20 protein-coding genes are annotated in these 21,406 nt (G+C 72.1%); 11 read left to right on the top strand and 9 right to left on the bottom strand.

The window, feature by feature from the left end:
- Positions 1-126: 126 nt before the first annotated feature.
- Both ACGFX4_RS34155 and ACGFX4_RS34150 read right to left on the bottom strand, forming a co-directional pair.
- Positions 127-2,310, bottom strand: a complete 2,184-nt coding sequence (locus ACGFX4_RS34155; protein ID WP_393082959.1) for a M4 family metallopeptidase — start codon at positions 2,308-2,310, stop codon at positions 127-129.
- Between the two features lie 247 nt (positions 2,311-2,557).
- Positions 2,558-3,787 carry a branched-chain amino acid ABC transporter substrate-binding protein gene (locus ACGFX4_RS34150; protein ID WP_393082956.1) on the bottom strand — a complete coding sequence of 410 codons (1,230 nt, stop codon included), beginning with the start codon at positions 3,785-3,787 and terminating at the stop codon, positions 2,558-2,560.
- 362 nt (positions 3,788-4,149) lie between these two features.
- Here ACGFX4_RS34150 and ACGFX4_RS34145 point away from each other — a divergent pair, with 362 nt between their 5' ends.
- Together ACGFX4_RS34145 and ACGFX4_RS34140 are read left to right on the top strand one after the other, a co-directional pair.
- A complete protein-coding gene (locus ACGFX4_RS34145) occupies positions 4,150-4,605 on the top strand; it encodes a hypothetical protein (RefSeq protein WP_393082953.1) in 456 nt (151 codons plus the stop codon).
- A 45-nt stretch (positions 4,606-4,650) separates the two neighbouring features.
- Positions 4,651-6,033: a glucose-6-phosphate dehydrogenase gene (locus ACGFX4_RS34140; RefSeq protein WP_393082950.1), complete on the top strand. Its 1,383-nt coding sequence runs from the start codon at positions 4,651-4,653 to the stop codon at positions 6,031-6,033.
- Here ACGFX4_RS34140 and ACGFX4_RS34135 read toward each other — a convergent pair.
- Complete coding sequence (locus ACGFX4_RS34135) at positions 6,027-7,370, bottom strand: uracil-xanthine permease family protein (RefSeq protein WP_393082968.1); 1,344 nt, start codon at positions 7,368-7,370, stop codon at positions 6,027-6,029. The two genes, ACGFX4_RS34140 and ACGFX4_RS34135, sit on opposite strands and share 7 nt — an antisense overlap.
- Before the next feature lie 523 nt (positions 7,371-7,893).
- Here ACGFX4_RS34135 and ACGFX4_RS34130 point away from each other — a divergent pair.
- Entirely contained in the window at positions 7,894-8,328 is a 435-nt protein-coding gene (locus ACGFX4_RS34130) for a hypothetical protein (protein WP_393082947.1), read from the top strand.
- Positions 8,325-9,287 carry a ricin-type beta-trefoil lectin domain protein gene (locus tag ACGFX4_RS34125; RefSeq protein WP_393082945.1) on the top strand — a complete coding sequence of 321 codons (963 nt, stop codon included), beginning with the start codon at positions 8,325-8,327 and terminating at the stop codon, positions 9,285-9,287. The genes ACGFX4_RS34130 and ACGFX4_RS34125 overlap by 4 nt, the downstream gene beginning before the upstream one ends.
- A 507-nt stretch (positions 9,288-9,794) precedes the next feature.
- Here ACGFX4_RS34125 and ACGFX4_RS34120 read toward each other — a convergent pair.
- Both ACGFX4_RS34120 and ACGFX4_RS34115 read right to left on the bottom strand, forming a co-directional pair.
- Positions 9,795-10,061 carry a hypothetical protein gene (locus ACGFX4_RS34120; RefSeq protein WP_393082942.1) on the bottom strand — a complete coding sequence of 89 codons (267 nt, stop codon included), beginning with the start codon at positions 10,059-10,061 and terminating at the stop codon, positions 9,795-9,797.
- 176 nt (positions 10,062-10,237) lie between these two features.
- Entirely contained in the window at positions 10,238-10,660 is a 423-nt protein-coding gene (locus tag ACGFX4_RS34115) for a helix-turn-helix domain-containing protein (RefSeq protein WP_393082939.1), read from the bottom strand.
- A gap of 225 nt (positions 10,661-10,885) precedes the next feature.
- Here ACGFX4_RS34115 and ACGFX4_RS34110 point away from each other — a divergent pair, with 225 nt between their 5' ends.
- The 3 genes from ACGFX4_RS34110 to ACGFX4_RS34100 all read left to right on the top strand — a co-directional run bounded on the left by ACGFX4_RS34110 (position 10,886) and on the right by ACGFX4_RS34100 (position 13,262).
- Positions 10,886-11,092 (top strand): hypothetical protein, encoded by a 207-nt coding sequence (locus ACGFX4_RS34110; RefSeq protein ID WP_393082936.1) that lies wholly within the window; start codon positions 10,886-10,888, stop codon positions 11,090-11,092.
- A gap of 65 nt (positions 11,093-11,157) precedes the next feature.
- Positions 11,158-12,567, top strand: a complete 1,410-nt coding sequence (locus ACGFX4_RS34105; protein WP_393082933.1) for a hypothetical protein — start codon at positions 11,158-11,160, stop codon at positions 12,565-12,567.
- Complete coding sequence (locus ACGFX4_RS34100) at positions 12,564-13,262, top strand: hypothetical protein (RefSeq protein WP_393082930.1); 699 nt, start codon at positions 12,564-12,566, stop codon at positions 13,260-13,262. Before ACGFX4_RS34105 ends, ACGFX4_RS34100 begins: the two co-directional genes overlap by 4 nt.
- A 524-nt stretch (positions 13,263-13,786) precedes the next feature.
- Here the strand turns inward: ACGFX4_RS34100 and ACGFX4_RS34095 are convergent.
- Positions 13,787-14,530, bottom strand: coding sequence for a class I SAM-dependent methyltransferase (locus ACGFX4_RS34095; protein ID WP_393082927.1), 744 nt, complete (start codon positions 14,528-14,530; stop codon positions 13,787-13,789).
- Positions 14,531-14,671: 141 nt separating this feature from the next.
- On the opposite strand from ACGFX4_RS34095, the gene ACGFX4_RS34090 reads away from it, so the two are divergent.
- The 3 genes from ACGFX4_RS34090 to ACGFX4_RS34080 are packed head-to-tail and all read left to right on the top strand — an operon-like array spanning position 14,672 to position 17,591.
- Positions 14,672-15,667: an NAD-dependent epimerase/dehydratase family protein gene (locus ACGFX4_RS34090; protein WP_393082924.1), complete on the top strand. Its 996-nt coding sequence runs from the start codon at positions 14,672-14,674 to the stop codon at positions 15,665-15,667.
- On the top strand, positions 15,667-16,437 hold the full coding sequence (locus ACGFX4_RS34085) for a WecB/TagA/CpsF family glycosyltransferase (protein WP_393082921.1): 771 nt from the start codon (positions 15,667-15,669) through the stop codon (positions 16,435-16,437). The genes ACGFX4_RS34090 and ACGFX4_RS34085 overlap by 1 nt, the downstream gene beginning before the upstream one ends.
- Entirely contained in the window at positions 16,434-17,591 is a 1,158-nt protein-coding gene (locus tag ACGFX4_RS34080; protein WP_393082918.1) for a glycosyltransferase family 4 protein, read from the top strand. The genes ACGFX4_RS34085 and ACGFX4_RS34080 overlap by 4 nt, the downstream gene beginning before the upstream one ends.
- Here ACGFX4_RS34080 and ACGFX4_RS34075 read toward each other — a convergent pair.
- Positions 17,569-18,384, bottom strand: coding sequence for a methyltransferase domain-containing protein (locus tag ACGFX4_RS34075; RefSeq protein WP_393082915.1), 816 nt, complete (start codon positions 18,382-18,384; stop codon positions 17,569-17,571). The two genes, ACGFX4_RS34080 and ACGFX4_RS34075, sit on opposite strands and share 23 nt — an antisense overlap.
- 153 nt (positions 18,385-18,537) lie before the next feature.
- On the opposite strand from ACGFX4_RS34075, the gene ACGFX4_RS34070 reads away from it, so the two are divergent.
- A complete protein-coding gene (locus ACGFX4_RS34070) occupies positions 18,538-19,185 on the top strand; it encodes a class I SAM-dependent methyltransferase (RefSeq protein WP_393082912.1) in 648 nt (215 codons plus the stop codon).
- Between the two features lie 2 nt (positions 19,186-19,187).
- Here ACGFX4_RS34070 and ACGFX4_RS34065 read toward each other — a convergent pair whose 3' ends face one another.
- Positions 19,188-19,772, bottom strand: coding sequence for a low molecular weight phosphatase family protein (locus ACGFX4_RS34065; protein WP_393082909.1), 585 nt, complete (start codon positions 19,770-19,772; stop codon positions 19,188-19,190).
- Positions 19,769-21,202 carry a polysaccharide biosynthesis tyrosine autokinase gene (locus ACGFX4_RS34060; RefSeq protein WP_393082906.1) on the bottom strand — a complete coding sequence of 478 codons (1,434 nt, stop codon included), beginning with the start codon at positions 21,200-21,202 and terminating at the stop codon, positions 19,769-19,771. The genes ACGFX4_RS34065 and ACGFX4_RS34060 overlap by 4 nt, the downstream gene beginning before the upstream one ends.
- Positions 21,203-21,406: the final 204 nt, after the last annotated feature.

The following is a 21,406-nucleotide window of genomic DNA, read 5'->3' as shown; positions in this document are numbered from 1 at the left end:
CCCACCCCCACCCAACCACCCACACACCCCCCCCCCCCCCCCCCCGCCCCTCTAGTCCCCCCCCCCCCCCCCCCCGGCGCCGCCCCCCCCCCCCCCCCCCCCCCCCCCGCCACCCGTCACCCCGTGTCAGGAGGTGGTGACGGCGACGTCGTCGATCAGGAAGCTGGTCTGCAGGGAGGAGTCCTCCGTGCCCAGGAACTTGACGGTGACGGTCTTGCCCTTGAAGGCCGACAGGTCGAGCGTGCGCTGGACGTAGCCGGTGGTGGCGTTGGCGTTGGAGTACGTGGCCAGGGTGGTCGTGGTGGTGCCGTCGACGACCTGGACCTTGAGGGTGTCGTACGCCGTGGTGCCGGTCTCCGCGGTGGAGATGCGGTTCCAGAAGGTGAGCTTCGGCGCGGTGGCGGTGGCGGGGACGGCCACCGACTGGGACAGCGTGTCGGTGTGGGCGGAGCCGTAGCCGTCCAGCCAGGCGTAGTACGTGCCGCCGTGGGGGGCCGCGTTGGCGCTGTTGGTGACGACGCCCGAGCTGGAGGTCCACGAGGTGGCACCGGACTCGAAGCCGGGGTTGGCCAGCAGGTTGCCGCCCGGGGTCGGGGTGGGCGTCGGGGTCGGGGTCGGGGTGGCGCCGCCGCAGGTGGTGGCGGTCGGGGCGACGCTGACCGCGCCCCAGGCCTTCTCCACCGCGGAGCACTGGGTGGAGCCCGCGCCGTACAGGTCCTTGGCCGCCTTGATGGTCGCGGTCCGGGCACCCGGGTAGTCGGTGTTGGAGGTCATGTAGGTCGACAGCGCGCGGTACCAGATCTTGGTGGCCGCGTCGTTGCCGAGACCGGCGACGGAGGAGCCGTCACAGGTCGGGCTGTTGCCCCACTGCGACTGGCCGGAGCCGACCGCGAGCAGGTAGAAGAAGTGGTTGCCGACGCCCGAGGAGTAGTGCGGGTTGAGGTTCTTGACCGTGCTGGACCAGCACTTGGCCGACTTGCCGTCCTTGCTCGGGTCGTCCATCCACCGCAGCGGGGTGCCGTTGCCGTTGATGTTGATCTTCTCGCCGATGAGGTAGTCCGGGGCGTCCGCCGCGATGTTCGCGTTGAACTCCACCATGGTGCCCATGATGTCCGAGCTGGCCTCGTTCAGGCCGCCCGCGTCGCCGGTGTACACCAGGCCCGCGGTGGCGGCGGTGACGCCGTGGGTCATCTCGTGGCCCGCCACGTCGACCTCGGTGAACGGGTTGGCGCCGGTGTCGCCGTCGCCGTAGATCATCGAGAAGCTGTCGTCGTCCCAGCCGGCGTTGCCGTAGTTGGTGCCGTAGTGGACGAAGGAGCGGGCGCCGACACCGTCGTTGCGGATGCCGTTGCGGCCCAGCACGTTCTTGTAGAAGTCCCAGGTGGCCTGGATGCCGTAGTGGGCGTCGACGGCGACGGTGGCGCGGTCGCTCAGCGCGCCGCTGCCCCACGCGTTGTCGGTGTCGGTGAAGGCCGCGCCCCAGCCCGCCGGCGGCGAGTCGTTGGTCGCGGTCAGGTTCTTCGCGTCACGGGTCTCGCCGTTGCCGCGGTTGGCGTCGGTCAGGGTGTAGCTGGTGCCCGAGCCGCTGGTGGACAGGTTCACCTGGCCGACCATGTAGCCCTTGCCGGTGCCGGAGGCGGCGACCGAGGTGAGGGTGTTGGCGGTGGTGCCGCCGGTGCCGCCCTTGGCCTTCACGCCTTCGGGGAGGAACGCCGAGTAGGTGTCCCAGGTGGAGCCGATCGCGCCGGTCCGGGCGTCCACCAGGACGTGCAGGTGGCTGGGGGCCTGGTCCGGGCCGGTGCCGTCGACGACGACCTCCCAGACCAGCTTGGCGGTGTCGCCGAGCGCGTCCACCTTCAGGGTGGCCGCGGCCTTGCTCTGCTTGCCGGTGAAGAGCCGGGTCGCCGCGGCGACCGCCTGCCGATCGGTGATCGAGGGGGTCACCGAGAGGCTGAGCGGGGTCTGCAGGCTGAGCGTGGCGGTGTCCAGCGAGCCGCCGGGGGCGGAGTGGACGATGACGTCACCGCCGAGGACCGGGAGGCCCTGGTAGGTGCGGTCGAAGTGGACGTGCCGGGTGCCGTCGACGTCGACCTGGACGCCCTTGGCGCGGAACGCGTCGTGCGCGCCGGCCCGGACCGCCTGGGGGTGGGCGGAGACCTGGGCGGTGGCGTCCTGCAGCGCCTGGGTCTCGGAGACCTTGGGCTGCGCGGCCGGGGTGACCGGGGCCGCGTGCGCGGTGATGCCCGCGCCGGCTATCACGAGGGTGCTGACCGCGAGGGTCAGCGAGCCCGTCAGAAAGGGTCGCTTCATGGGGCGGCAGCCTGCCGGGCCCGCGCCGTGGCGGTCTATGCATGACAACTCTGTTTAATCAACAGGTCAGACGTCTTTACACTGGCAAGGCCCCGGCGGTGGACGAAGTACCGTTCGCACGACGCGATTTCGGCGATCACCTGACGACCCGTACATTACTCACCAGTACGTCATTGTGTGACGCGGCTCACACCGCCGGAACGGCCCTCCCGGGTTTGAACGCCGTTCCAGCGGCATCGGCGGAGCGTCAGAAGTCGCGCAGCCGGCCGAAGGGCACGATCGCCACCCAACTGCCCTTCTGCACCTGGTAGATCGACGCGACCTGGTTCCGGGTGTCGCCGAACTCGTCGAACGAGACGTCGCCGGTGACGCCGAAGAAGGAGACCTCCTGCATCGCCTCCACCACGGCCTTGCGCAGGTCGGCGCCGGTCAGGTCCTGCCCGTCCTTGCCCTGCCGGGCCTTGCCGACCGCCTCGATCAGCGCCCAGGTGGAGTCGTAGGCGTAGGGGCCGAACGGGCCGGGCTCCTCCTTGTGGCCGGCGGCGTGGTAGGCGTCGAGATAGCCGTACGCCGAGGCCAGCCCCTCCACCGAGACGCCCGGCTGGCTGGAGAGGTCGCCGGTGGCGGCCGCACCGGCCGCCTTCAGGTACCCGTCGGTGTGCAGGCCGTCGCCGCCGGCCACCGGCGCCTTCACCCCGGCCGCCTTGAGCGCGACGGCCAGCGGGCCGCCCTCCGGGTGCTCACCGCCGTAGTAGACGACGTCGACCTTGGCGGCCGCGATCTGCTGGGCGATCCTGGTGAAGTCCGTGGTGCCCTGCTCGATCGTGGCCCGGTAGGCGACCTTGCCGCCGACGTCCTCGAACGCCGCCACGAACTCGGCCGCCAGGTTGGCCCCGTACGCCTTGCTGTCGTTCACCACCGCCGCCTTCCCCGCCTTCAGCTGGCTGTGCGCGTAGCGGGCGAGCAGCGGGCCCTGGACGGCGTCGGTGGTGACGGTGCGGAAGTACGTGGGGTACTGGCGCTTCTTCCCGTTGGCCCGGTAGTCGGCGCCCCAGGTCAGCGCGGGCGCGGTGTTGGACGGGGAGACCTCGGCGAGCCCGGCCTTGGCCAGCACCGGTGCCATCTGGAGCGCGCCGGAGGAGGTCAGCGGGCCGACCACACCCATCACGTCCGGGTTCGCAGCGAACGCCTCGGCGTTGGCCTTGGCGATCTGCTCGTCGGCCTGGTCGTCCTTGACGTCGAGGACGAACTTCACGCCCGGCACGGTGTTCTTGGCATTGGCCTTGGCGACCGCCAGTTCGGCCGAGTACCGGATGCCGAGCCCCAGATCGGCGAGCTTGCCGGTCAACGGACCGTCCACACCGATGGTGACCGTGAGGGTCGATCCGGATCCGATGCCGACCGAGGAGCAGCCGGACAGCATCAGTGCGACAACCACGCCCGGTACGGACGCTCTGAGCAGGGTGGAACGGGTCACCGGTGCATCCCTTGCGACGACGGAACTTGCGGGGGACGCCGGACCGCGCGCAGCCTCGACCGCATCGCGGGAGGGCACCGCGGCAGGGCAGCGCGAAGGAAGGTGCGGTCAACCGCCCTGGCCGGTGGAATCGGCACAGCACAAAGGCAGTTGGCACCTCGATGGACCGTCCGGCGAGGGACGGCGGACCGGGTCCGGGAGCGTGCCGCGCACCCGGTCCGGACCGCCGACCGGCGTCCATTGGGGCGTGACCCTATGGCGCGGCCGTCAGGCGCGTCAACGGTCCTGACGGCTGTACCCGAACGAGCGGTCGGCAGCCGAACGCCCGATCGGACGCCCCCGCCTGCAGTACGCTCCCGATCATGGGGGAACCGATGCACACCGCCGGCGCGGTCCGCGCCGTCCAGTCCGTCCTGGACCGCCTGGGGAAGGACGACCCGGCGTCGGCGCGGCTGCGCGTCCGACTCAGTGCGGCGCTCGTCGCGGTGGCGGTGCTGCTGTTCGCCTGGATCCTGGTCCTCGGCTCGACCACCCGCGGCCAGGCCGAGGTGCGGAACTGGTCCGTCGTCTGGATCGGGGTCGACCTGCTGCAGGCCGCCGGCCTGGTCGCCACCGGCCTGCTGCTGGTCCGGCGCTCCCGCCTGGTCGCCCTGGTGGCCGCCGGCACCTCGGCGGTGCTGCTGCTCGACGCCTGGTTCGACATGATGACCGCCGAGGGCGGCGGCGCCTGGTACGTGGCGCTGGCCATGGCCTTCCTGGTCGAGCTCCCGGCGTCGCTCGCACTGGCGGCCCTGGCCCGGCGCAGCCTGGACTGGTGAACGCACGGTGAGCAGACGCTCACCGTCGGCTATATCGTCGCCCGTGTGAGCACACGTCCCGCCGACACCCTGGTGATCTTCGGCATCACCGGCGACCTGGCCCGCAAGATGACCTTCCGGGCGCTCTACCGACTGGAGGCGGCCGGGCTCCTCGACTGCCCGATCGTCGCGGTGGCCCTCGACGACTGGTCCCACGAGCACCTGGTCTCCGCCCTGCGCGACGCCCTCCGGACCGCCGGCGAGACGGTGGCGGACGCGCCGTTCCGGCGGCTGGCCGACCGGATCTCCTACCTCCGGGGCGACTTCCTCGACCCCGCCACCTACCGGGCGCTGGGCGAGCGGCTGGCGGGCGCAGAGCGGCCGCTGTTCTACCTGGAGATCCCGCCGTCGCTGTTCGCCCCGGTCGTCGAGGCGCTGGCCGCGGCGGGGCTCACCGAGCACGCCACGGTGATGCTGGAGAAGCCGTTCGGCCACGACCTGGCGTCCGCCCGGGAGCTCAACGCGCGCCTGCACCGGGTGCTGGCCGAGGACCGGATCCTGCGGATCGACCACTTCCTCGGCAAGCAGCCCGTGCTGGACATCCAGTTCCTGCGATTCGCCAACGCCCTGCTGGAGCCGGTCTGGAACCGCGACCACGTGGCGGCCGTGCAGATCACCATGGCCGAGGACTTCGGCGTCGAGGACCGGGGCGCGTTCTACGACCCGGTGGGCGCGCTGCGGGACGTGGTGCAGAACCACCTGCTCCAGGTGCTCGCCCTGATCGCCATGGAGGCGCCGGTCGGCCCGGGCTCCGACGCGCTCTGGGACCGCAGGGTCGACGTCTTCAAGGCCATGCCCGACGCCGACCCGGCCCGGTGCCTGCGCGGCCAGTACGAGGGCTACCCGGACGTCCCCGGGGTCCGGGCGGGATCCTCGACCGAGACCTACGTCGAACTCGAGCTCGAGGTGGACAACTGGCGGTGGAGCGGGGTGCCGTTCTTCATCAGGGCGGGCAAGGCGCTGGCCGCCCGCGCCACCGAGGTGCGCGTGGTCTTCAAGCGCCCTCCCCGGCTGGCGTTCCTGGACCAGCCCGAGCACCCGGCACCCAACGAACTGGTGCTGCGGATCGACCCGGACCCGGGCCTGCGGCTCGGCATGCTCTCCAAGAAGGCGTCCGGGCACTCCGCCATGCCCGTCCACCTGGGCCTGTCCTTCGCCGCCGAGCTCGGCAAGCCCCCCGAGCCCTACGAGCGGCTCCTCAACGACGCACTGACCGGCGACCGTTCGCTGTTCACCCGGCAGGATGTCGTCGAGGAGACCTGGCGCGTCATCCAGCCACTGGTGGAGCACCCGCCCGCACCGCTGTCCTACGCGCGAGGATCCTGGGGGCCCGCGCCGGGACCGCGCCGCACCGTCTGGCAGCCGCCCTGGCTGAACCCCGCTCAGTGATCGACGGCCGGCCCCTTCAGGTGCGCGGGGGCCAGCCAGCGCAGGGCGTGATAGCCGATCAGCGTGATCAGGGTGCCCAGCGCGATCCCGCTGAGCTCGAAGTCGTCACTGAACTTCAACGTCACGTTGCCGATGCCGACGATGACGCCGGCCGCGACCGGCACCAGGTGCAACGGGTTGGTCAGGTCCACCCGGTTGTGGATCCAGATCTGCGCGCCCAGCAGACCGATCATGCCGTACAGCACGACCGTGATCCCGCCCAGCACCCCGCCCGGGATCGCCGCCACCACCGCACCGAACTTCGGACACAGGCCGAACAGGATCGCGAAGCCCGCGGCGCACCAGTACGCGGCCGTCGAGTACACCCGGGTCGCCGCCATCACCCCGATGTTCTCCGCGTACGTGGTCGTCGCCGGGCCGCCGACCGCGGTGGACATCACCGTCGCCGCGCCGTCCGCCATGATCGCCGTGCCCATCCGGTCGTCCAGCGGATCACCCGTCATCTCCGCCACCGCCTTCACGTGGCCCGCGTTCTCCGCGATCAGCGCCACCACCACCGGCAGCGCCACCAGCACCGCCGACAGCGAGAAACTCGGCGCGTGCAGCGTCGGCAGCCCGATCCAGTCCGCGCTACCGACCCCCGACAGGTCCAGCCTCCAGTGGTCGGTCACCGTCCCCGCACCCGTCGCCGAGTGGATCCGCCCGAAGATCCGGTCGAACAGCCACGACACCACGTACCCGAAGACCAGCCCCAGGAAGATCGCGATCCGCGACCAGAACCCCCGCAGCACCACCAGCGCCAGCGCCGTGAAGCACAGCGTGAGCAGCGCCGTCCACTGGTCCTGCGGCCAGTACGTCCCCGCCGCGACCGGCGCCAGGTTGAAACCGATCAGCATCACCACCGCGCCCGTCACCACCGGCGGCAGCACCGCGTGCACCACCCGCGCGCCGAAGCCCTGCACCACCGCACCGCACGCCGCCAGCACCGCGCCGACCACCAGCAGCGCACCGGTCAGCGTCGCCGAATCGCCGCCCTGCGCCTTGATCACCGCCGCCACGCCGACGAACGACAGGCTCGACCCCAGGTACGACGGAATCCGACCCCCCGTCACCAGCAGGAAGAAGATCGTCGCGACACCCGACATCATCACCGCGAGATTCGGGTCCAGCCCCATCAGCACGGGAGCCACGAACGTCGCCCCGAACATCGCCACCACGTGCTGCGCGCCGAGGCCGACCGTCCGCCCCCAGGTCAGCCGCTCGCCGGGCCTGACGGCCTGCCCCGGAAGGGGTGACTTCCCGTCACCGTGGATCGTCCACCCGAACGCAACCTTCATCGCTCTCCCTCGCTCTACCCACGCGACCGTCGACACCTGCCGGACCAAACGTAGAACCGATGGCCTGCCATCAGCTCCGCCGATCCCACCATGGTCAAGAGACGGATGAACGCACGCGCCGCGCCACGGCGCAGTGAGCCTCTTCCGAGAGGACACCGACCGGGTGACGGCCCGGCCCTCGCCGACCCCGGTCAAGTCGATACGGATCCACCCGGAGGCGACGCTTCCACCCTGACGCAGGCACTCACACACTCCCGGTCGGGCCGGGACGGGGAGCAACGGCGGGCCCGACCTGCGGTACGGCGGTAGGGCGGCCGATCGCCGGCGGCCCGTCCTGCGTCCGGTTGTCGATCCGGGCCGCCGGCCCGGGCGCCGGGCCGTCTGGCGCGGGCATGAAGGGCCTGACACGCTTCCTGTCGACGGGTTCTGACAGTCTTTCAGAGCGGTGGCGTACCGGAGCATGCGACGCTGGGTTGTGGTCGCGGGTGGGTACTTCGAGGGGGACGTTGTGATTGATGCGGCGATGCTCACGCTGGCTGCGTCGGTGGGTTCGGGAGTGGTGCAGGCGGCCGGTTCGGACACCTGGGCGGTGTTCAGGTCCCGGCTGGCCCGGTTGCTGGGCCGTGCGGATCGCCGGTTGGAGAGCGTGCAGCTGGAGCGGCTGGACCACGCCGCCGAACGGCTGGCGGCGGCCGGCCCGGCTGGGTCCGGGGAGCTGGAGCGAACCAGGGGGGAGACGGTCGCCGCCTGGCGGACCCGTACCGTCGACCTGCTGCAGGAGTTGGACGCGCAGGAGCGTGCCAGGCTCGCGGCGGCCCTGCAGGCGCTACTGGACGACCTCGCCCCGGCGCGCGGCTCGGCCGCCGGGGGCGTCGTGAACTATGTGTTCAACGGCCCCTCGGCAGTGATCTCCGGAGACCACAACGCCCAGACCAACCACTTCGGATCCCAGCCATGACCGGGAACGAGACCGGCACCGGGAACGAGACCGCCGGGGGCGACGGTCTGCGCGGGAACGCCTACCACGGCGAGACCGGGGTGATGCACGGCAACGACAACATCCAGATCAACCTGCACGGCCGGCCGCGCCGCACGCCTCACCGCAGGCCGGGCATCCTCGTCGGCGTCGGCGCGGTGGTCCTGGTGTGTGCCGCGACCGCGGCGGCGGTCCTGGCGGACAGCGGCCCGGGTACCGTCGCCGCCGGCCCGACCACCGACCGCGCCGACAGCGCCACGCCGACCCCGGGCGGCGCGGTCCCTACCCCGGGCGGCGGTCCGGCCGTGACGGACGCGCCGTCAACAGCGGTCACCGCGCCGACCGACACTCCCCCCGCCACCGCCACTCCCCCAGGCTCGCCACCACCCGGCACAGCGGGGGGCGCGACCTGGGGCGCCGCACCGACCGGCCCGGTCACCCGCACCAGCGGCAGCACCGGTGGCGGCAGTGGCGGTACCGGCCGCACTCCGGCTCCGGGCACGGCCCAGCCCAGCCCGCCCGCCACGGAACCACCGGTGAGCGGGCGGCACCTGGTCAACCGCAGCAGTTCCCTCTGCCTGCGGGTGGCCGGCCTCGACGCCGGCCTCACCCCGGTGCAGGACAGTTGCACCGGGGCCGCCGACCGGGCCTGGACCCTCGATCCCGAAACCCGCGCCGTACGCAACACCGCCAGCGGCCGCTGCCTGACCGCCGGGGGCACGGGCGACTGGATCCCCACCCGCCAGGAGGACTGCGGCCCCGGAGCCACCGGTCAGCGGTGGGAGCAGATGTGGGGCAGCGGTGAACGGCTCGGGTACTTCCAGCTGTTCAGCAACTACAGCAACAAGTGCCTAGTGGTCCAGGACCCCGCAGCGGGTCGGCCCGCGGCCCAGGTGTCCTGCGGCGACGCCTACCCCGACCAGTGGTGGCAGCTGGTCTGACTTGATCTTCAACCTGTGCGGCGTGGGCCAGGGCTGCTGATCTCAGGTTTCTTCTTCGCTGACGGCTTCGCGGCCCCGGTCTTTCCGACCGTGTGGACGTCGTGCCGAGGGGTGGGCCGGGTGTTGTTGCGGCCGGGAGATCGCCGTCGCGGTGGCGGCCGTCCCCGTGACCGTAGTCCTGGTCCGCGTCGTCCTCCGGCTGAACCACTGAGGCAGGCGCGTGCACTGCTTCAGGTCTCCCGAGCCGCCTTCTGCGCACGCCGAGGCGGAACCCCTGGTCCCCGTGCGGTGCGCGACGCCGAGCTGACCGAGCGCATCACCGCCGTGCACGAGAGGATCACCGGAACCGGGTTGCCGCCGGCCGTGGCCGACCAAGGTGGCGTCGGGCAGTTGCACGGACGTTGACTGAAGCCCTTGCAGCCGTCCGGGTCGATGCCGCGGAGGCGGCACAGGCGGCCGGTGTCGACTGGCGCTGCCTCGAACAGCGGGATCCCGCCGACGAGGTGCTCAGACCTCGCCGTAGAGGGTGAGGACCACGCCCTCGACCTCCATGCGGCTGTGTTTGACCAGGTCGCCACGACGCAGCGCGGCGAGGCAGCGTTCGAGCCGCTCGCTCTCCCCCGAGGTCAGCACGGCGGCTGCCAGGTCGCGCAGACCGGTCAGTATCGCCGAGGTGAGGTCCTCGGGGCGCGGACCCGACAGCAGGACGACGGGCCGGCCCGTCCGGTCCCGGACGATCGCGGTGTTCGAGCCTCCGTGGACGACAAGCAACATCGCCTCCGTGTCCGACGAGCACGCAGCACGTGCCGGAGGCTCGTGCGACTCACAGCCTCGGGTAGGAGAAGACGATAGCCCCGATCTCCCGATTCTTATCCTTTTCGACCTTTTCGACCCTCGAACAGCGGTATGCCCTGCCCGAGTTCACGACAGGGCGGGTGCATGCCACCCCGTCACACACCGTCCGGCCGCCGGCTGCGCCGCAGCAGGGAGTCCACGAGCGCGGCCACATGCTGCCGGTCGGTGGCGGACAGCTGCTGGAGGCTGGCGATGAGGGTGGCCACCTCGGGATCGGTGGTCGCTCCGGGCTCGCCCTCCGCGTACAGGTAGATCCCACAGGTCTCGGCGGCCGCGCGCCGCACCGCCTCCAGTGGCAACTCCAGCCCGGCGGCGAGGCGTTCGAGCGTCGCGGGCTGCGGCATCCGTACCAGGCGCTCGGCGGTGGCGAGGTGGTGGACGGTGGAGCGGGGGAGGCCACCGCGACGGGCGACGTCGCCGTAGGACCAGCCCTGCTCGTCCAGTTGCCGCCTCATCATTCGCTGCAGTGCGTTGTCCACGGGATGGTGTGCTTCCTGCTGTCGGAGCCGACGGAACACGTCCGGGTGGCCCCGATTCTACGGGCGCACGGCGCGCCGTCCATGCGATCACGCATCTCACCTGCCGATTTCCCCCTATCGAGCGTCCGGTGACACGCCGTGTTCGTGTCTGTACTTGCAGTTGTCACCGGACAGCGACTAGCGTCCAATCTCGTCGGACAGAACGTCCGATCTGACTGGACAGGAGTCGGGGGACCTCCCCGACCCCAACAGAGAGGTACTGCCATGAGCATGAACGTCACCGAGCTCAACGCCGAGACCGTGGAGCTGCTGCCGAGCCGCGAGGCGCTGGGACGGCTGAAGTTCGTGAAGATCCACGCCAACGTCGCCTTCATCCACGCGCACAACGAGTCGTGGGCCGTGAACGACTACTCGCCGTTCGCGGTCGCGCAGGCCGAGGCGGCGCAGTCGATCAACGTCTACCAGCGGTAACAGCCCGCACGTGAGCGGACCGCGTCACGGGGCGCGGTCCGCTCACGAGGAAGGACGGGTCCAGCGTGGCTGGAGACCTACCGACGGCGACCGACGGCCCGCGGCCGGCGGCGCCCCTCCCGGTGCCGCGCCTGACCACCGGGCTGCGGCTGCACGGCGAGTACCAGGGCGGCGGGTTCACCGAGCCCCGCTACCTCGCTCGCCGCGGGGACGGCCAGGTGGTGCAACTGACCCTGCTGCTGCACCTGGTGGCGGAATCGATCGACGGCGTCCGGGGCACCGGGGCCATCGCGCACCGGGTCAGCGCCCGCTACGGGCGCGAGGTCAGCGCGGACAACGTCGACTACCTCATCGAGCACAAGCTCCGGCCGATGGGGATCACCGCACCGCCCGGCGGCGACGGCCACCCGGTCGACGCCCCCCGCTCGGACCTGCTGCTCACCCTCGCCGGGCGCCGCGTCCTGCTGCGCGAGCACCAGGTCGTCCGGATCGCACGGTCGCTGGCCTGGCTGCACCGCCCGTGGGTGGTGGCCACCGTCCTGACGGCAGCCGTCGCCCTGGACGTCTGGCTGTTCGCCCTCCACGGGGCGATGCGCCCCGTACTGCAGGTGCTGGACCAGCCCGTGCTCCTGCTCGCCGTGTTCGGCCTCACGGTCGCCTCGTTGCTGTTCCACGAGTTCGGACACGCGTCGGCCTGCCACTACGGCGGAGCACGGCCGGGCCCCATCGGCTGCGGCCTGTACGTGCTGTGGCCCTCGCTCTACACCGACGTCACCGACGTGTACCGGATCGGCCGGGCCGGCCGGCTGCGCACCGATCTCGGCGGCGTCTACTTCAACGTCGTCTTCATGCTGGGCCTGGCCGGGGGCTACGCCCTCACCGGCCGGCCGCTCTTCCTGGCCGCGGTGCTCGTCGCGCACATCGAGATCGTCGAACAGCTCATGCCGATCGTCCGCCTGGACGGGTACTTCATCCTCGGCGACCTCGCCGGCGTCCCCGACCTGTTCGGCAAGATCCGGCCGACCCTGCTGAGCCTGCTGCCCGGACGCCCCGTCAGACCCGAGGTCGCCGACCTCAAGAGGTCCGCCCGCGCGGTGGTCACCGTATGGGTGCTGACCGTGGTCCCGCTGCTCGCCGGCGAGCTCGGCTACGTCCTGTGGAACCTGCCGAGGATCCTCACCACGGCCGCGCACTCGCTCTCCGCGCAGGCCGCCGACACCCTCACCGCCTTCTCGGACAGGCATTTCTCCACCGCAGCGGTCGGCGCCATCGGGACTCTCACCCTGCTGTGCCCGCTGGTCGGAGGCGCCTACCTCGCGGCTCGGGCCATCGCCCGACTGCTCCACCGGATCCTCGTCCGCCCGCTCTCGCGGAGGCGGGCCCCCGCAGCATCGCACCGACCCACGCCAACCGCCCCGCACGCCTCGGCCGAACAGCTGCCGGACGCCGTGCACACCCTCAGGAGGTCTTCGTGAAAAACCGCACTGTGCAACGGAGTTCGATCATCGGCCGGACGGCCGGACGCCTCGGCGCGCTGAGCGGCGCCTGCCTGGCCGTACTCGCCGTCGCCGCCCCCGCCGACGCCGTCCCGTTCTCGGACCACCCCGGCCGCGGTGCCGCAGCCTTCGCGGACCGCGCGACCACGCACGCCAACCGCGTCCACCCGGACCAGTACAAGGACTCGTTCACCGTCCACGAACTCGGCACGGTGTTCAGCGTCGGCGCGAACAACCGGGCCACCGCCGTCTCGGCCGGCTGCTCGACCCAGCACCCGTGCCGGTCGATCGCGCTGTCCTTCCAGATCGTCACCATGGCCGGGGACAACGTCCGGCTCAACGCCACCAACCTCGGCCGGGCGGTCAACGAGCAATGCCCCGGCTGCCAGACCCTGGCCGGCGCCTACCAGTTCGTCGTCTCCACCGCGCAGCCGTTCACGCTCAGCCCGGAGGCCAGGAACCAGCTGGCCGCCATCCACCGCCGGCTGGACGCGCTGGACACCTCGAACGACCCGATCTCCGTCGTCAAGGAGCGCGCCGACGACCTGGCCGCCCAGGTCAAGGCGCTCCTCGACCGCGAGGCGCTGTCCGCCCCCAGGGGCGGGGCGACGGCCCCCCTGGCGAAGTCCGGCCCGAGCGTGACCATGCACCGCCACTACGACCGGGCGAACTGACGATCGGGCGCCAGGCGTCAGGCGCCGACTGGGGGGCGGGCGGGCTGCACTGTGCCGGATCCGCTCCCCTCCTGCGAGTCGGGTGCGCGGTCGCATGCTGTCCGGCGGCGACCTGGCGAGCCAACAACGCGAGCATCCTCGCACCGAGCAGCGGGAGGCGGCCGACGACGGCCCGGGCCGCTCGCCGGCCATGTGGCGTACTGGTCCTCAGCTGCCCGCCCGGCTCGGTGCCCGCACGCTTCCAGCACTGGACCGACCCCCAAGTGGGCGAGCAGCTCGGTGCCACAAGGCCCCGGACACCGCAGGCGCGGTGTCCGGGGCCGGATCACGATCGTCTGCTGCCCGACAGGTCTACCCGCGGATGGCTCGACGGCCTGCCCCGGCAGGGGTGACCTGCCGTCACCTCGGACCACCACGGCCGTCTGTCCGCGGCCAGAACGTGGACAGCCGCACCCACCGCACGATGCAGAGATCACACATGGCCGCCGCTCCGGTCCCCGGCCGGTTCCGCCACCACGCGGTGGTCAGTTCCTGGTGGCCTCGATGAGTACGCAGATCGGCCGGTCGAGATAGTCCTGCCACCGGCCGGCGTCCCGCTGGGCCGCGGCCCGTGGGGAGAGTTCGGGCATGACCCAGCGGATGTCGTGGAACCCCGCGGTCTCCAGTGCGTCGTCGAGTACGGCCCGGCTCCAGTAGTGGATGCCGAACTCGGGGCTCTCGACGTCAGGTGTGTCGAACCGGAAGGTGAACCCCTGGCCGTCCCGCAGGGTCTCGTCCGGGAACCGGAAGTCGATGCCGTAGGGCCGGTAGTAGCCGGGGGCCGTGGAGATCTCCGGATTGAGCTGGTAGGTGACGAAGCGTCCGCCGGATGCGAGGTTGCGGCCGATCCCCCGGCACATCCGGTCGAGGTGGTCACGGTCGGTGCCGTAGTGCAGGAGGAACGCGCCCAGGGCCCCGTCGAACGCGGCGATCTCCTCGAGGTCCGCAGCGTCCCGCACCAGGTACTCCACGCCGAGCGGCTCGCTCGCCTCGGCCTCGTCCGCGATGCGCACCATCTCCGCGGACAGGTCCACGCCGACCACGTGGCGGGCGCCCCGACGGCGCAGCGCCCGCGTGTAGATCCCGGTGCCGCAGCCCACGTCCAGCCACGCCTGGCCGGTGACGTCGCCGAGGAGCTTGAAGACCGAGTGGAACTCGATCGGCACACGCGTGGGACTGAGTTCGGCCGTCCGGTCGTACCGGTCGGCGAAGTCGTCGTAGTCGGACATGGCCGTCCCTCTCCCGCGGGCTGACCACTGAGCCGAAAGGATGGGGGAAGCCCCTCCTTCCGGGAGCGTAACCGCCCGATGACTCTGAGCGAGAGTACCTTTCTAGCACTTTGTCCGAATTGCCAGAAGGGAGATCGGGTCATGGCACACGTCGACGCTGTGGTGACCGGAGCCGGAGGGTTCATCGGCGGGCACCTCACCCGGGCGCTGCTCGCCGAAGGCCGATCGGTACGGGCGGTCGACCGCAAGCCGCCGCAGGAGTGGTACCAGTTCCATCCGGCTGCGGAGAACCTGGTGCGCGACGTCTCGATCCGCGAGTCGTGCGCCGAGGTTCTCGACGGCGGCGCCACCGAGGTCTACCACCTGGCCGCCGACATGGGCGGCATGGGGTTCATCGAGAGCAACAAGGCGGCCTGCATGCTCTCGGTGCTCTCCAGCACCCACATGCTGCTCGCCGCCCGCGACTGCGGTGTCGGCCGCTACTTCTACTCCTCCTCGGCGTGTGTCTACGCCGCCGAGAAGCAGACCGACGCCGCGGTCCTCCCGCTCCGCGAGGAGGACGCCTACCCCGCGATGCCCGAGGACGGCTACGGCTGGGAGAAGCTCTTCAGCGAGCGGATGGCCCGGCACTTCCGGGAGGACTACGGCCTGGCCACCCGCGCCGCCCGCTACCACAACGTGTACGGCCCGCACGGCACCTGGGACGGCGGCCGGGAGAAGGCGCCGGCCGCCGCCTGCCGAAAGGTCGCCACCGCCGTGCTCACCGGAGCGGACACGATCGAGATCTGGGGCGACGGCGAGCAGACCCGCAGCTTCACCTACGTCGACGACTGCGTGACCGGCACTCTGCGACTCACCCGGAGCGAGGTCACCGAGCCGCTGAACATCGGCTCCGACCAGCTGGTCACGATCAACCAGCTGTACTCGCTGGTCGAGGAGATCGCCGGCGTCGAGCTGAAGCACCACCACATCAGGGGCCCCCTGGGCGTCCGCGGCCGCAACAGCGACAACACCCGCATCGTCAAGGAACTCGACTGGGCACCGTCGGTCCCGCTGCGGACCGGCCTCGAGCGGACCTACCGTTGGGTGTACGACCAGGTGAAGGCGCGCCGCGACGGCCGCCCCCACCAGCACTGATGCCCGCCCTCCGGCGCGTCGACGTGCTCGGCGTCGGCATCAGCGCGGTCGACCCGGGTACGGCCGTGGACGAGATCACCCGGTGGGTCGGGACCCGCGAGCCGAGCTACGTCTGCGTGACGGGGGTGCACGGCGTGATGGAGTGCCAGCGGGACCCGGAGCTCCTGCGCATCCACAACCGCTCCGGGCTGACCGTGCCCGACGGCATGCCCATGGTGTGGGCCGGACACCGTGCCGGGGCCGGGTGGATGAGCCGGGTGCCCGGCCCCGGGCTGATGCTCGACGTCCTGGCCCGGGCCGCCGAGCGCGGCTGGAGCTCGTACCTCTACGGCGCCGGGGAGGGCGTCCCGGAGCTGCTCGCCGAGCGGCTGTGCGGACGGCTGCCGGGCCTGCGGATCGTCGGCGCGTACTCGCCGCCGTTCCGGCCGCTCACCGCCGAGGAGGACGCCGAGGTCGTCGGCCGGATCAACGCGAGCGGCGCCGACCTGGTCTGGGTCGGCCTGTCGACGCCGAAGCAGGAGCGCTGGATGGCCGCGCACCGGCCGCTGCTGACCGCGCCGGTGCTGCTCGGCGTGGGCGCGGCCTTCGACTTCCACGCCGGCCTCAAGCCGCAGGCTCCGCAGTGGATGCAGCAGCGCGGCCTGGAGTGGTCCTACCGCCTCGCCAAGGAGCCCCGCCGGCTCTGGCGCCGCTATCTGCGCAACAACCCTGCGTACCTGGCCCGGATCGCCGTGCGGCCGCCACGGCTCGCCCCCGAGGAGTGCGGGTGACCACCCTGCGGATCGCCCTGGTGCACAGCTTCTACGCCTCCGCCCAGCCGAGCGGCGAGAACGAGGCCGTCCTGGACCAGGCCCGTGCGCTGCGGGCCGCCGGTCACGAGGTGGCCGTGGTGGCCGCCCGCACCGACGAGCTGGCCCGCCGCCGGCTCTACCCGGTGCGGGCGGCCGCGACCGTCGCCAGCGGCCGGGGCCGCACGCCGGTCGCCGACCTGCTCGCCTTCGCCCCGGACGTGGTCCACGTCCACAACCTCTTCCCCAACTTCGGGCGCGCCTGGGTGCGGGGCTGGGACGGCCCGCTGGTCGCCACACTGCACAACTACCGCCCGCTGTGCGCCGGGGCGACCCTCTACCGGGGCGGCTCCCCGTGCAGCAGCTGCCTGGACGGCGATCGCTGGGCGGGCGTCCGGCACGGCTGCTACCGCGACTCCCGGGCTGCCACCGTGCCGCTCGCCTGGGCGAACCGCCGCGGCCCTGCGGCCGATCCGCTGCTGGGCCGCGCCGACCGGCTGGTCCTGCTCTCCGAGCTCAGCCGGCGGACGTACCTGGGGGCCGGCATCGCCGCCGAACGCACCGCCCTGATCCCCAACTTCGTCGACGACCCGGCGACCGGCGACCCGGTCGCCCCGACCGGACGGTGGGTCTTCGCCGGACGGCTCACCGCCGAGAAGGGCGCCCTGGACCTACTGCGCCGCTGGCCCGCCGGCGTGCCGCTGGACATCGTCGGCGACGGCGAGCTCCTCGACCGGGCCCGCTCACTGGCACCGCCGTCGGTCCGCTTCCTCGGCCGGCTGGACCGCACCGAGCTGCGCCGCCGGCTGCCCTCCTGGCTCGGCCTGGTCTTTCCCAGCCGCTGCCTGGAGGGCGCTCCCCTGGTCCAACTCGAAGCCCTGGCTGCCGGTCTGCCGATCCTCGCCTTCGAGGGCTCCTCCGTCGCCGAGTCCGTCCGCGCCGACGGCACCGGGGCGGTCGTGAGCTGGGACGAGCCGCTGCCGCCCGCCCTGTCCCACGCCGCCGCACGCTTCCCCGGCCTCCGTGCGCACTGCCGCCGGGTCTTCGAGGACAGCTACACCGAGCGGACCTGGCTGCGCAGCACCGAGGGCCTCTACCGCGAGGTGCTGGGGGTCAGCCCTCCCGCCGGGCGGTGATGAAGACCGACGAGGGGCGCAGCTTCTGCCAGGAGGACACCGGGTGGTAGCGGTAGTTCCAGGCGGTGGCGAGCGAGAACGCCCGGTCGACGACGGACCCGGCCCGCGTCGCGTACGGGTTCCAGCGCAGCGCGCGCCCCAGCCTGGGGGTCACGGTCGCCGCGCAGAACAGGCTCGACCTGATGGCGAGCCCGGCGCCGCGGACCGCCCCCTCGAGCAGATGGCGCGGGATTCCCCGTTCGCGCTTCGTCAGCCCCGGACGGTCGTGCCCTCGCCAGTCGCCCATGGAGACGACCGGTTCGCAGATGAGCACCCAGCCGTCGGCGGCGGTGACGCGGCCGATCTCGCGAACCACCTTCGACACGTTGGGGATGTGGTGCAGCACCCCGAAACAGAGGACCAGGTCGAAGCTGGCGTCGGCGAACGGCATGTCGCCCGACGGCACCGGCTCGACGTACCGCACCGGGGTCTCGCGCAGCGTGGTCGACCGGAGCCGTGCCGAGGGCTCCAGGACCGTGATCTCGTCGACCCGGTCCAGGACCGGCATGAACTCGCCGCCGAACGAGCTGCCCACACCGAGTGCGCGGGAGAAGCGGCGGTCGGGGAGGTGCCGGAAGCCGTACTGGCGGTTGAAGCCGCTGTAGCCGTACTCCTCGGCGGAGGACGCGGCCGCCCCGAGGTCCGCGTAGGCCTCGCGCTCGTCCTCGAACCACTCCGCGATCTGGTCCGGCCCGAAGTCGTCCCCCCACAGTTCGCGTCCGGAGAGGTACCGCGCGGTGAACTCCTCAGTCATGCGGCCCAGACTAGGCTCGGCAGTGGGTGACGGACCGTCACCGGATCGGAGTGGCGGCGGACATGCCGCCGTCGGCGTAATGAGCGGCCCGGCGTACGCGGCGGCGCCACACTGGGCGCGACCGGCGTTGCCCCACACCCACCGGAGACCGGCATGCTCAGGACCATGATCGCCGACCCGTCGAGGCCCGGCTCGTTGGCACACGCGGCACGCGCACGCCGCTGGTCGGAGCTCTTGCGGTGCTTCCCCGACCTGGCGGACATGCGCGTCCTCGACCTCGGCGGGACACCGAGTTCCTGGCAGTTCGCGCCGGTCCGCCCGGCCCACGTGGTGACGGTCAACCTCGACCCGAGGACCGCGCTGGACACCGCACCCGGCCTCACCGCGCTGGTCGCCGACGCCTGCGACCTGCCCGGGTCGCTGGCGGCCGAGCGATTCGACCTCGTCTACTCCAACTCGCTCGTGGAGCACGTCGGCGGGCACAGCCGGCGGCAGCGCTTCGCCGAGGCGGTGCGGACGCGCGCGGACCACCACTGGGTGCAGACGCCCTACCGGTACTTCCCGATCGAGCCGCACTGGGTGTTCCCGGGGATGCAGTACCTCCCCTTCCGCACCAGGGTCGCGATCTCGCAGCGCTGGCCGTACGGGCACATCCGGTCCGGCGACCACGCCCAGGCGGTGGCGGACGTCGCGGAGGTCGAGCTGCTGTCGGTGACCGAGATGCGCTCCTACTTCCCCGGCTCCCGCCTCTGGTTCGAACGCTTCGCCGGCCTTCCCAAGTCGCTGGTGGCCACGAGGTAGCGTCAGCAGCCGAGCAGCTCGTCCTGGCGGACCGTCAGGAGGGCTGCCACCCGCTGGAGCGCCCGGTCGATCCGCGCGGCGGTCGAGCGCAGGAACTCCGCCGACCGGCCGTCGGGGTCCTCGATGTCGTCGGCCCCCGGCGCCACCGCGGGAGCGCGGCCGCGCTGGGCGGCCGCCCGCGACACCGCACCGGGCGCGCCGCCGTCCGCGTGGAGGCCGCCGTCCTCGTGGGGGCCGCCGCCGAGGCGCACGAACTCCTCCAGCGAGAAGCAGCGTCGCAGCGCCGTCGGGCGCAGCCGCACCGCGGCCTCCCGGTGCTCGCGGGCCAGCCCCAGCACCAGATCCGCCGAGGCGACGAGCTCGGCGGTCAGCCGCCTGCTCTCGAACTCGCCCGCCTCCCCGCCCAGTTCCCTGATCACCGCGGCCGCCCGAGGGCTCATCGGAGCCCCCGGGCGCGCCTGGGTGCCGGCGCTGCCGATCCGGAAGCCGCCGGCCTGCTCGCCCAGGCGCACGGCGAGCAGGCGTTCCGCGATCGTCGATCGGTAGAGGTTTCCGGTACACACGAACAGGACGTCGAACCCGGTCACTTGGTGAGCCCGAGCTCCGTGGCCATCGCACCGGCCTCCGACTTCCTGGGTGCCGCCAGCCGCTCGTCCGTTCCCTGCGGCCGCTCCCCGTAGCCATAGCCGTAGCCGTAGCCCTCACTCTTCAGCTTCGCCATGCTCAACACGCCTCCGAGGATCGGGGCGCCCACCGAGCGCAGTGCACCGACCGCGGCCTGGACGCGCTCACGCGGGGTGCGCCCGGCCCGTACGACGAGGACCGTGCCGTCGACGATCGGGGCCAGCCCCACGGTGTCGGCGACGGGCAGCAGGGGCGCGCTGTCCACGACGACGGTGTCGAAGGTCCGGGCGAGGTCGTCCAGGATCGCCCGCATCCGGTCCGAGGCGAGGAGCTCCGCCGGGTTGGGCGGGACCGGCCCCGAGGTGAGCACGCTCAGCTGCCCCCTGCCGAACGGTTGCAGGACCTCGTCGGCGGTGGCCATACCGATCAGCACACTGGTGAGGCCGGCGTCCTGGACGAGCCCGAAGGACTTGGCGACACACGGGTTGCGCAGGTCCGCGTCGACCAGGCAGACCCGGCCGCCCTGCTCGGCCAGGGACAGCGCGAGGTTCGCGGCGGTGTTGGTCTTCCCCTCGCCGGGCAGCGGACTGGTCACCATGATCACCCGAGGCTTGCGGTCCACCTGGGCGAACTGCAGGTTCGTCCGCACCATCCGGAAGGCTTCGGCGCGCGCGCCGTGGGCTGCCGGGCCGACGGCGAGCGGGGCGTCCGGCGCCCCCTTGTCGAAGGGCACCACACCGAGCATCGGCAGCTCGGTGGCATCGCCGAGCGCCTTGCTCGTCCGCAGGGTGGTGTCGAGGGTGTCGCGCAGGAGTGCGACGCCGATGCCCGCGAGCAGCCCGGCGAACAACCCGGCCACGCCGTTGAGCAGGGGCCTCGGGGAGACGGCGCCCGTGGGGGCCGCGGCGGAGCGGGTGACGCCGATGTGGACGGGGGTGGCGGCCGCCTGGCCGGGCGGGGCCTCCAGCGCGACGATCTGCCGACCGGCCTCGTCGGCAACGGCGTTGGCGATCATCGCGGCCAGTTCGGGGTCCGTGTCGGTGACGGTGATGTCGATGAGCACCGTGTTGAGCTTGACGGAGGCGCTGATGTGGTCGGAGAGCTGACTCGGTGTCATGCGGAGTCCGAGCCGGGCGACGACCGGGGCGGCGATCCGGGGGCTCGAGATGATGTCCGCGTAGGACTGCACTCGCGCCTGCGAGAAGGCGCTGCCCTGGTTGAGCTCCGCGATGTCGGAGGTGGCCCGGGCGGAGACGAAGATCTGGCTGCCCGCCTGGAACTGCGGGGTGGAGAACGCCGTGACGGCGATCCCCGCGGCGAGGCCGGCCAGTGTCAGGGCGGTGATGGACAGCCACCGCCGGGCGAGCGCCCTGAGAAAACCGCGCAGATCCACCGTGCACCTCTTCGGGTTGCTCTGTCGTCCATCCCTTTTGGGAAGCTTAAGCACCTTTGAAGCATTTTCAGGTGAGCCGCTCACGACCGATCCCGCCAGATGCACCAATGCGACCCGGTGCCGTACGTCGCCGGCGGGACCGCCCGGCGTGTCGGAGTGCTCCGGGCCTGCGTCCTGGCGAATTCTTCTTCCTGAGCGCGTCAG

Source organism: Kitasatospora sp. NPDC048365, from assembly GCF_043200835.1.
In the GTDB taxonomy this organism is placed as follows: Bacteria; Actinomycetota; Actinomycetes; order Streptomycetales; family Streptomycetaceae; genus Kitasatospora; species Kitasatospora terrestris.
Note: the sequence above shows the minus strand (reverse complement) of the source record. Positions and strands in the feature narration are given on the sequence as shown.

Coding starts and splice junctions, on each gene's coding strand:
- ACGFX4_RS34155 (WP_393082959.1), bottom strand. CDS start 2,310: ATGAAGCGACCCTTTCTGACGGGCTCGCTGACCCTCGCGGTCAGCACC.
- ACGFX4_RS34145 (WP_393082953.1), top strand. CDS start 4,150: ATGGGGGAACCGATGCACACCGCCGGCGCGGTCCGCGCCGTCCAGTCC.
- ACGFX4_RS34135 (WP_393082968.1), bottom strand. CDS start 7,370: ATGAAGGTTGCGTTCGGGTGGACGATCCACGGTGACGGGAAGTCACCC.
- ACGFX4_RS34130 (WP_393082947.1), top strand. CDS start 7,894: ATGCTCACGCTGGCTGCGTCGGTGGGTTCGGGAGTGGTGCAGGCGGCC.
- ACGFX4_RS34125 (WP_393082945.1), top strand. CDS start 8,325: ATGACCGGGAACGAGACCGGCACCGGGAACGAGACCGCCGGGGGCGAC.
- ACGFX4_RS34120 (WP_393082942.1), bottom strand. CDS start 10,061: ATGTTGCTTGTCGTCCACGGAGGCTCGAACACCGCGATCGTCCGGGAC.
- ACGFX4_RS34110 (WP_393082936.1), top strand. CDS start 10,886: ATGAGCATGAACGTCACCGAGCTCAACGCCGAGACCGTGGAGCTGCTG.
- ACGFX4_RS34095 (WP_393082927.1), bottom strand. CDS start 14,530: ATGTCCGACTACGACGACTTCGCCGACCGGTACGACCGGACGGCCGAA.
- ACGFX4_RS34090 (WP_393082924.1), top strand. CDS start 14,672: ATGGCACACGTCGACGCTGTGGTGACCGGAGCCGGAGGGTTCATCGGC.
- ACGFX4_RS34085 (WP_393082921.1), top strand. CDS start 15,667: ATGCCCGCCCTCCGGCGCGTCGACGTGCTCGGCGTCGGCATCAGCGCG.
- ACGFX4_RS34075 (WP_393082915.1), bottom strand. CDS start 18,384: ATGACTGAGGAGTTCACCGCGCGGTACCTCTCCGGACGCGAACTGTGG.
- ACGFX4_RS34070 (WP_393082912.1), top strand. CDS start 18,538: ATGCTCAGGACCATGATCGCCGACCCGTCGAGGCCCGGCTCGTTGGCA.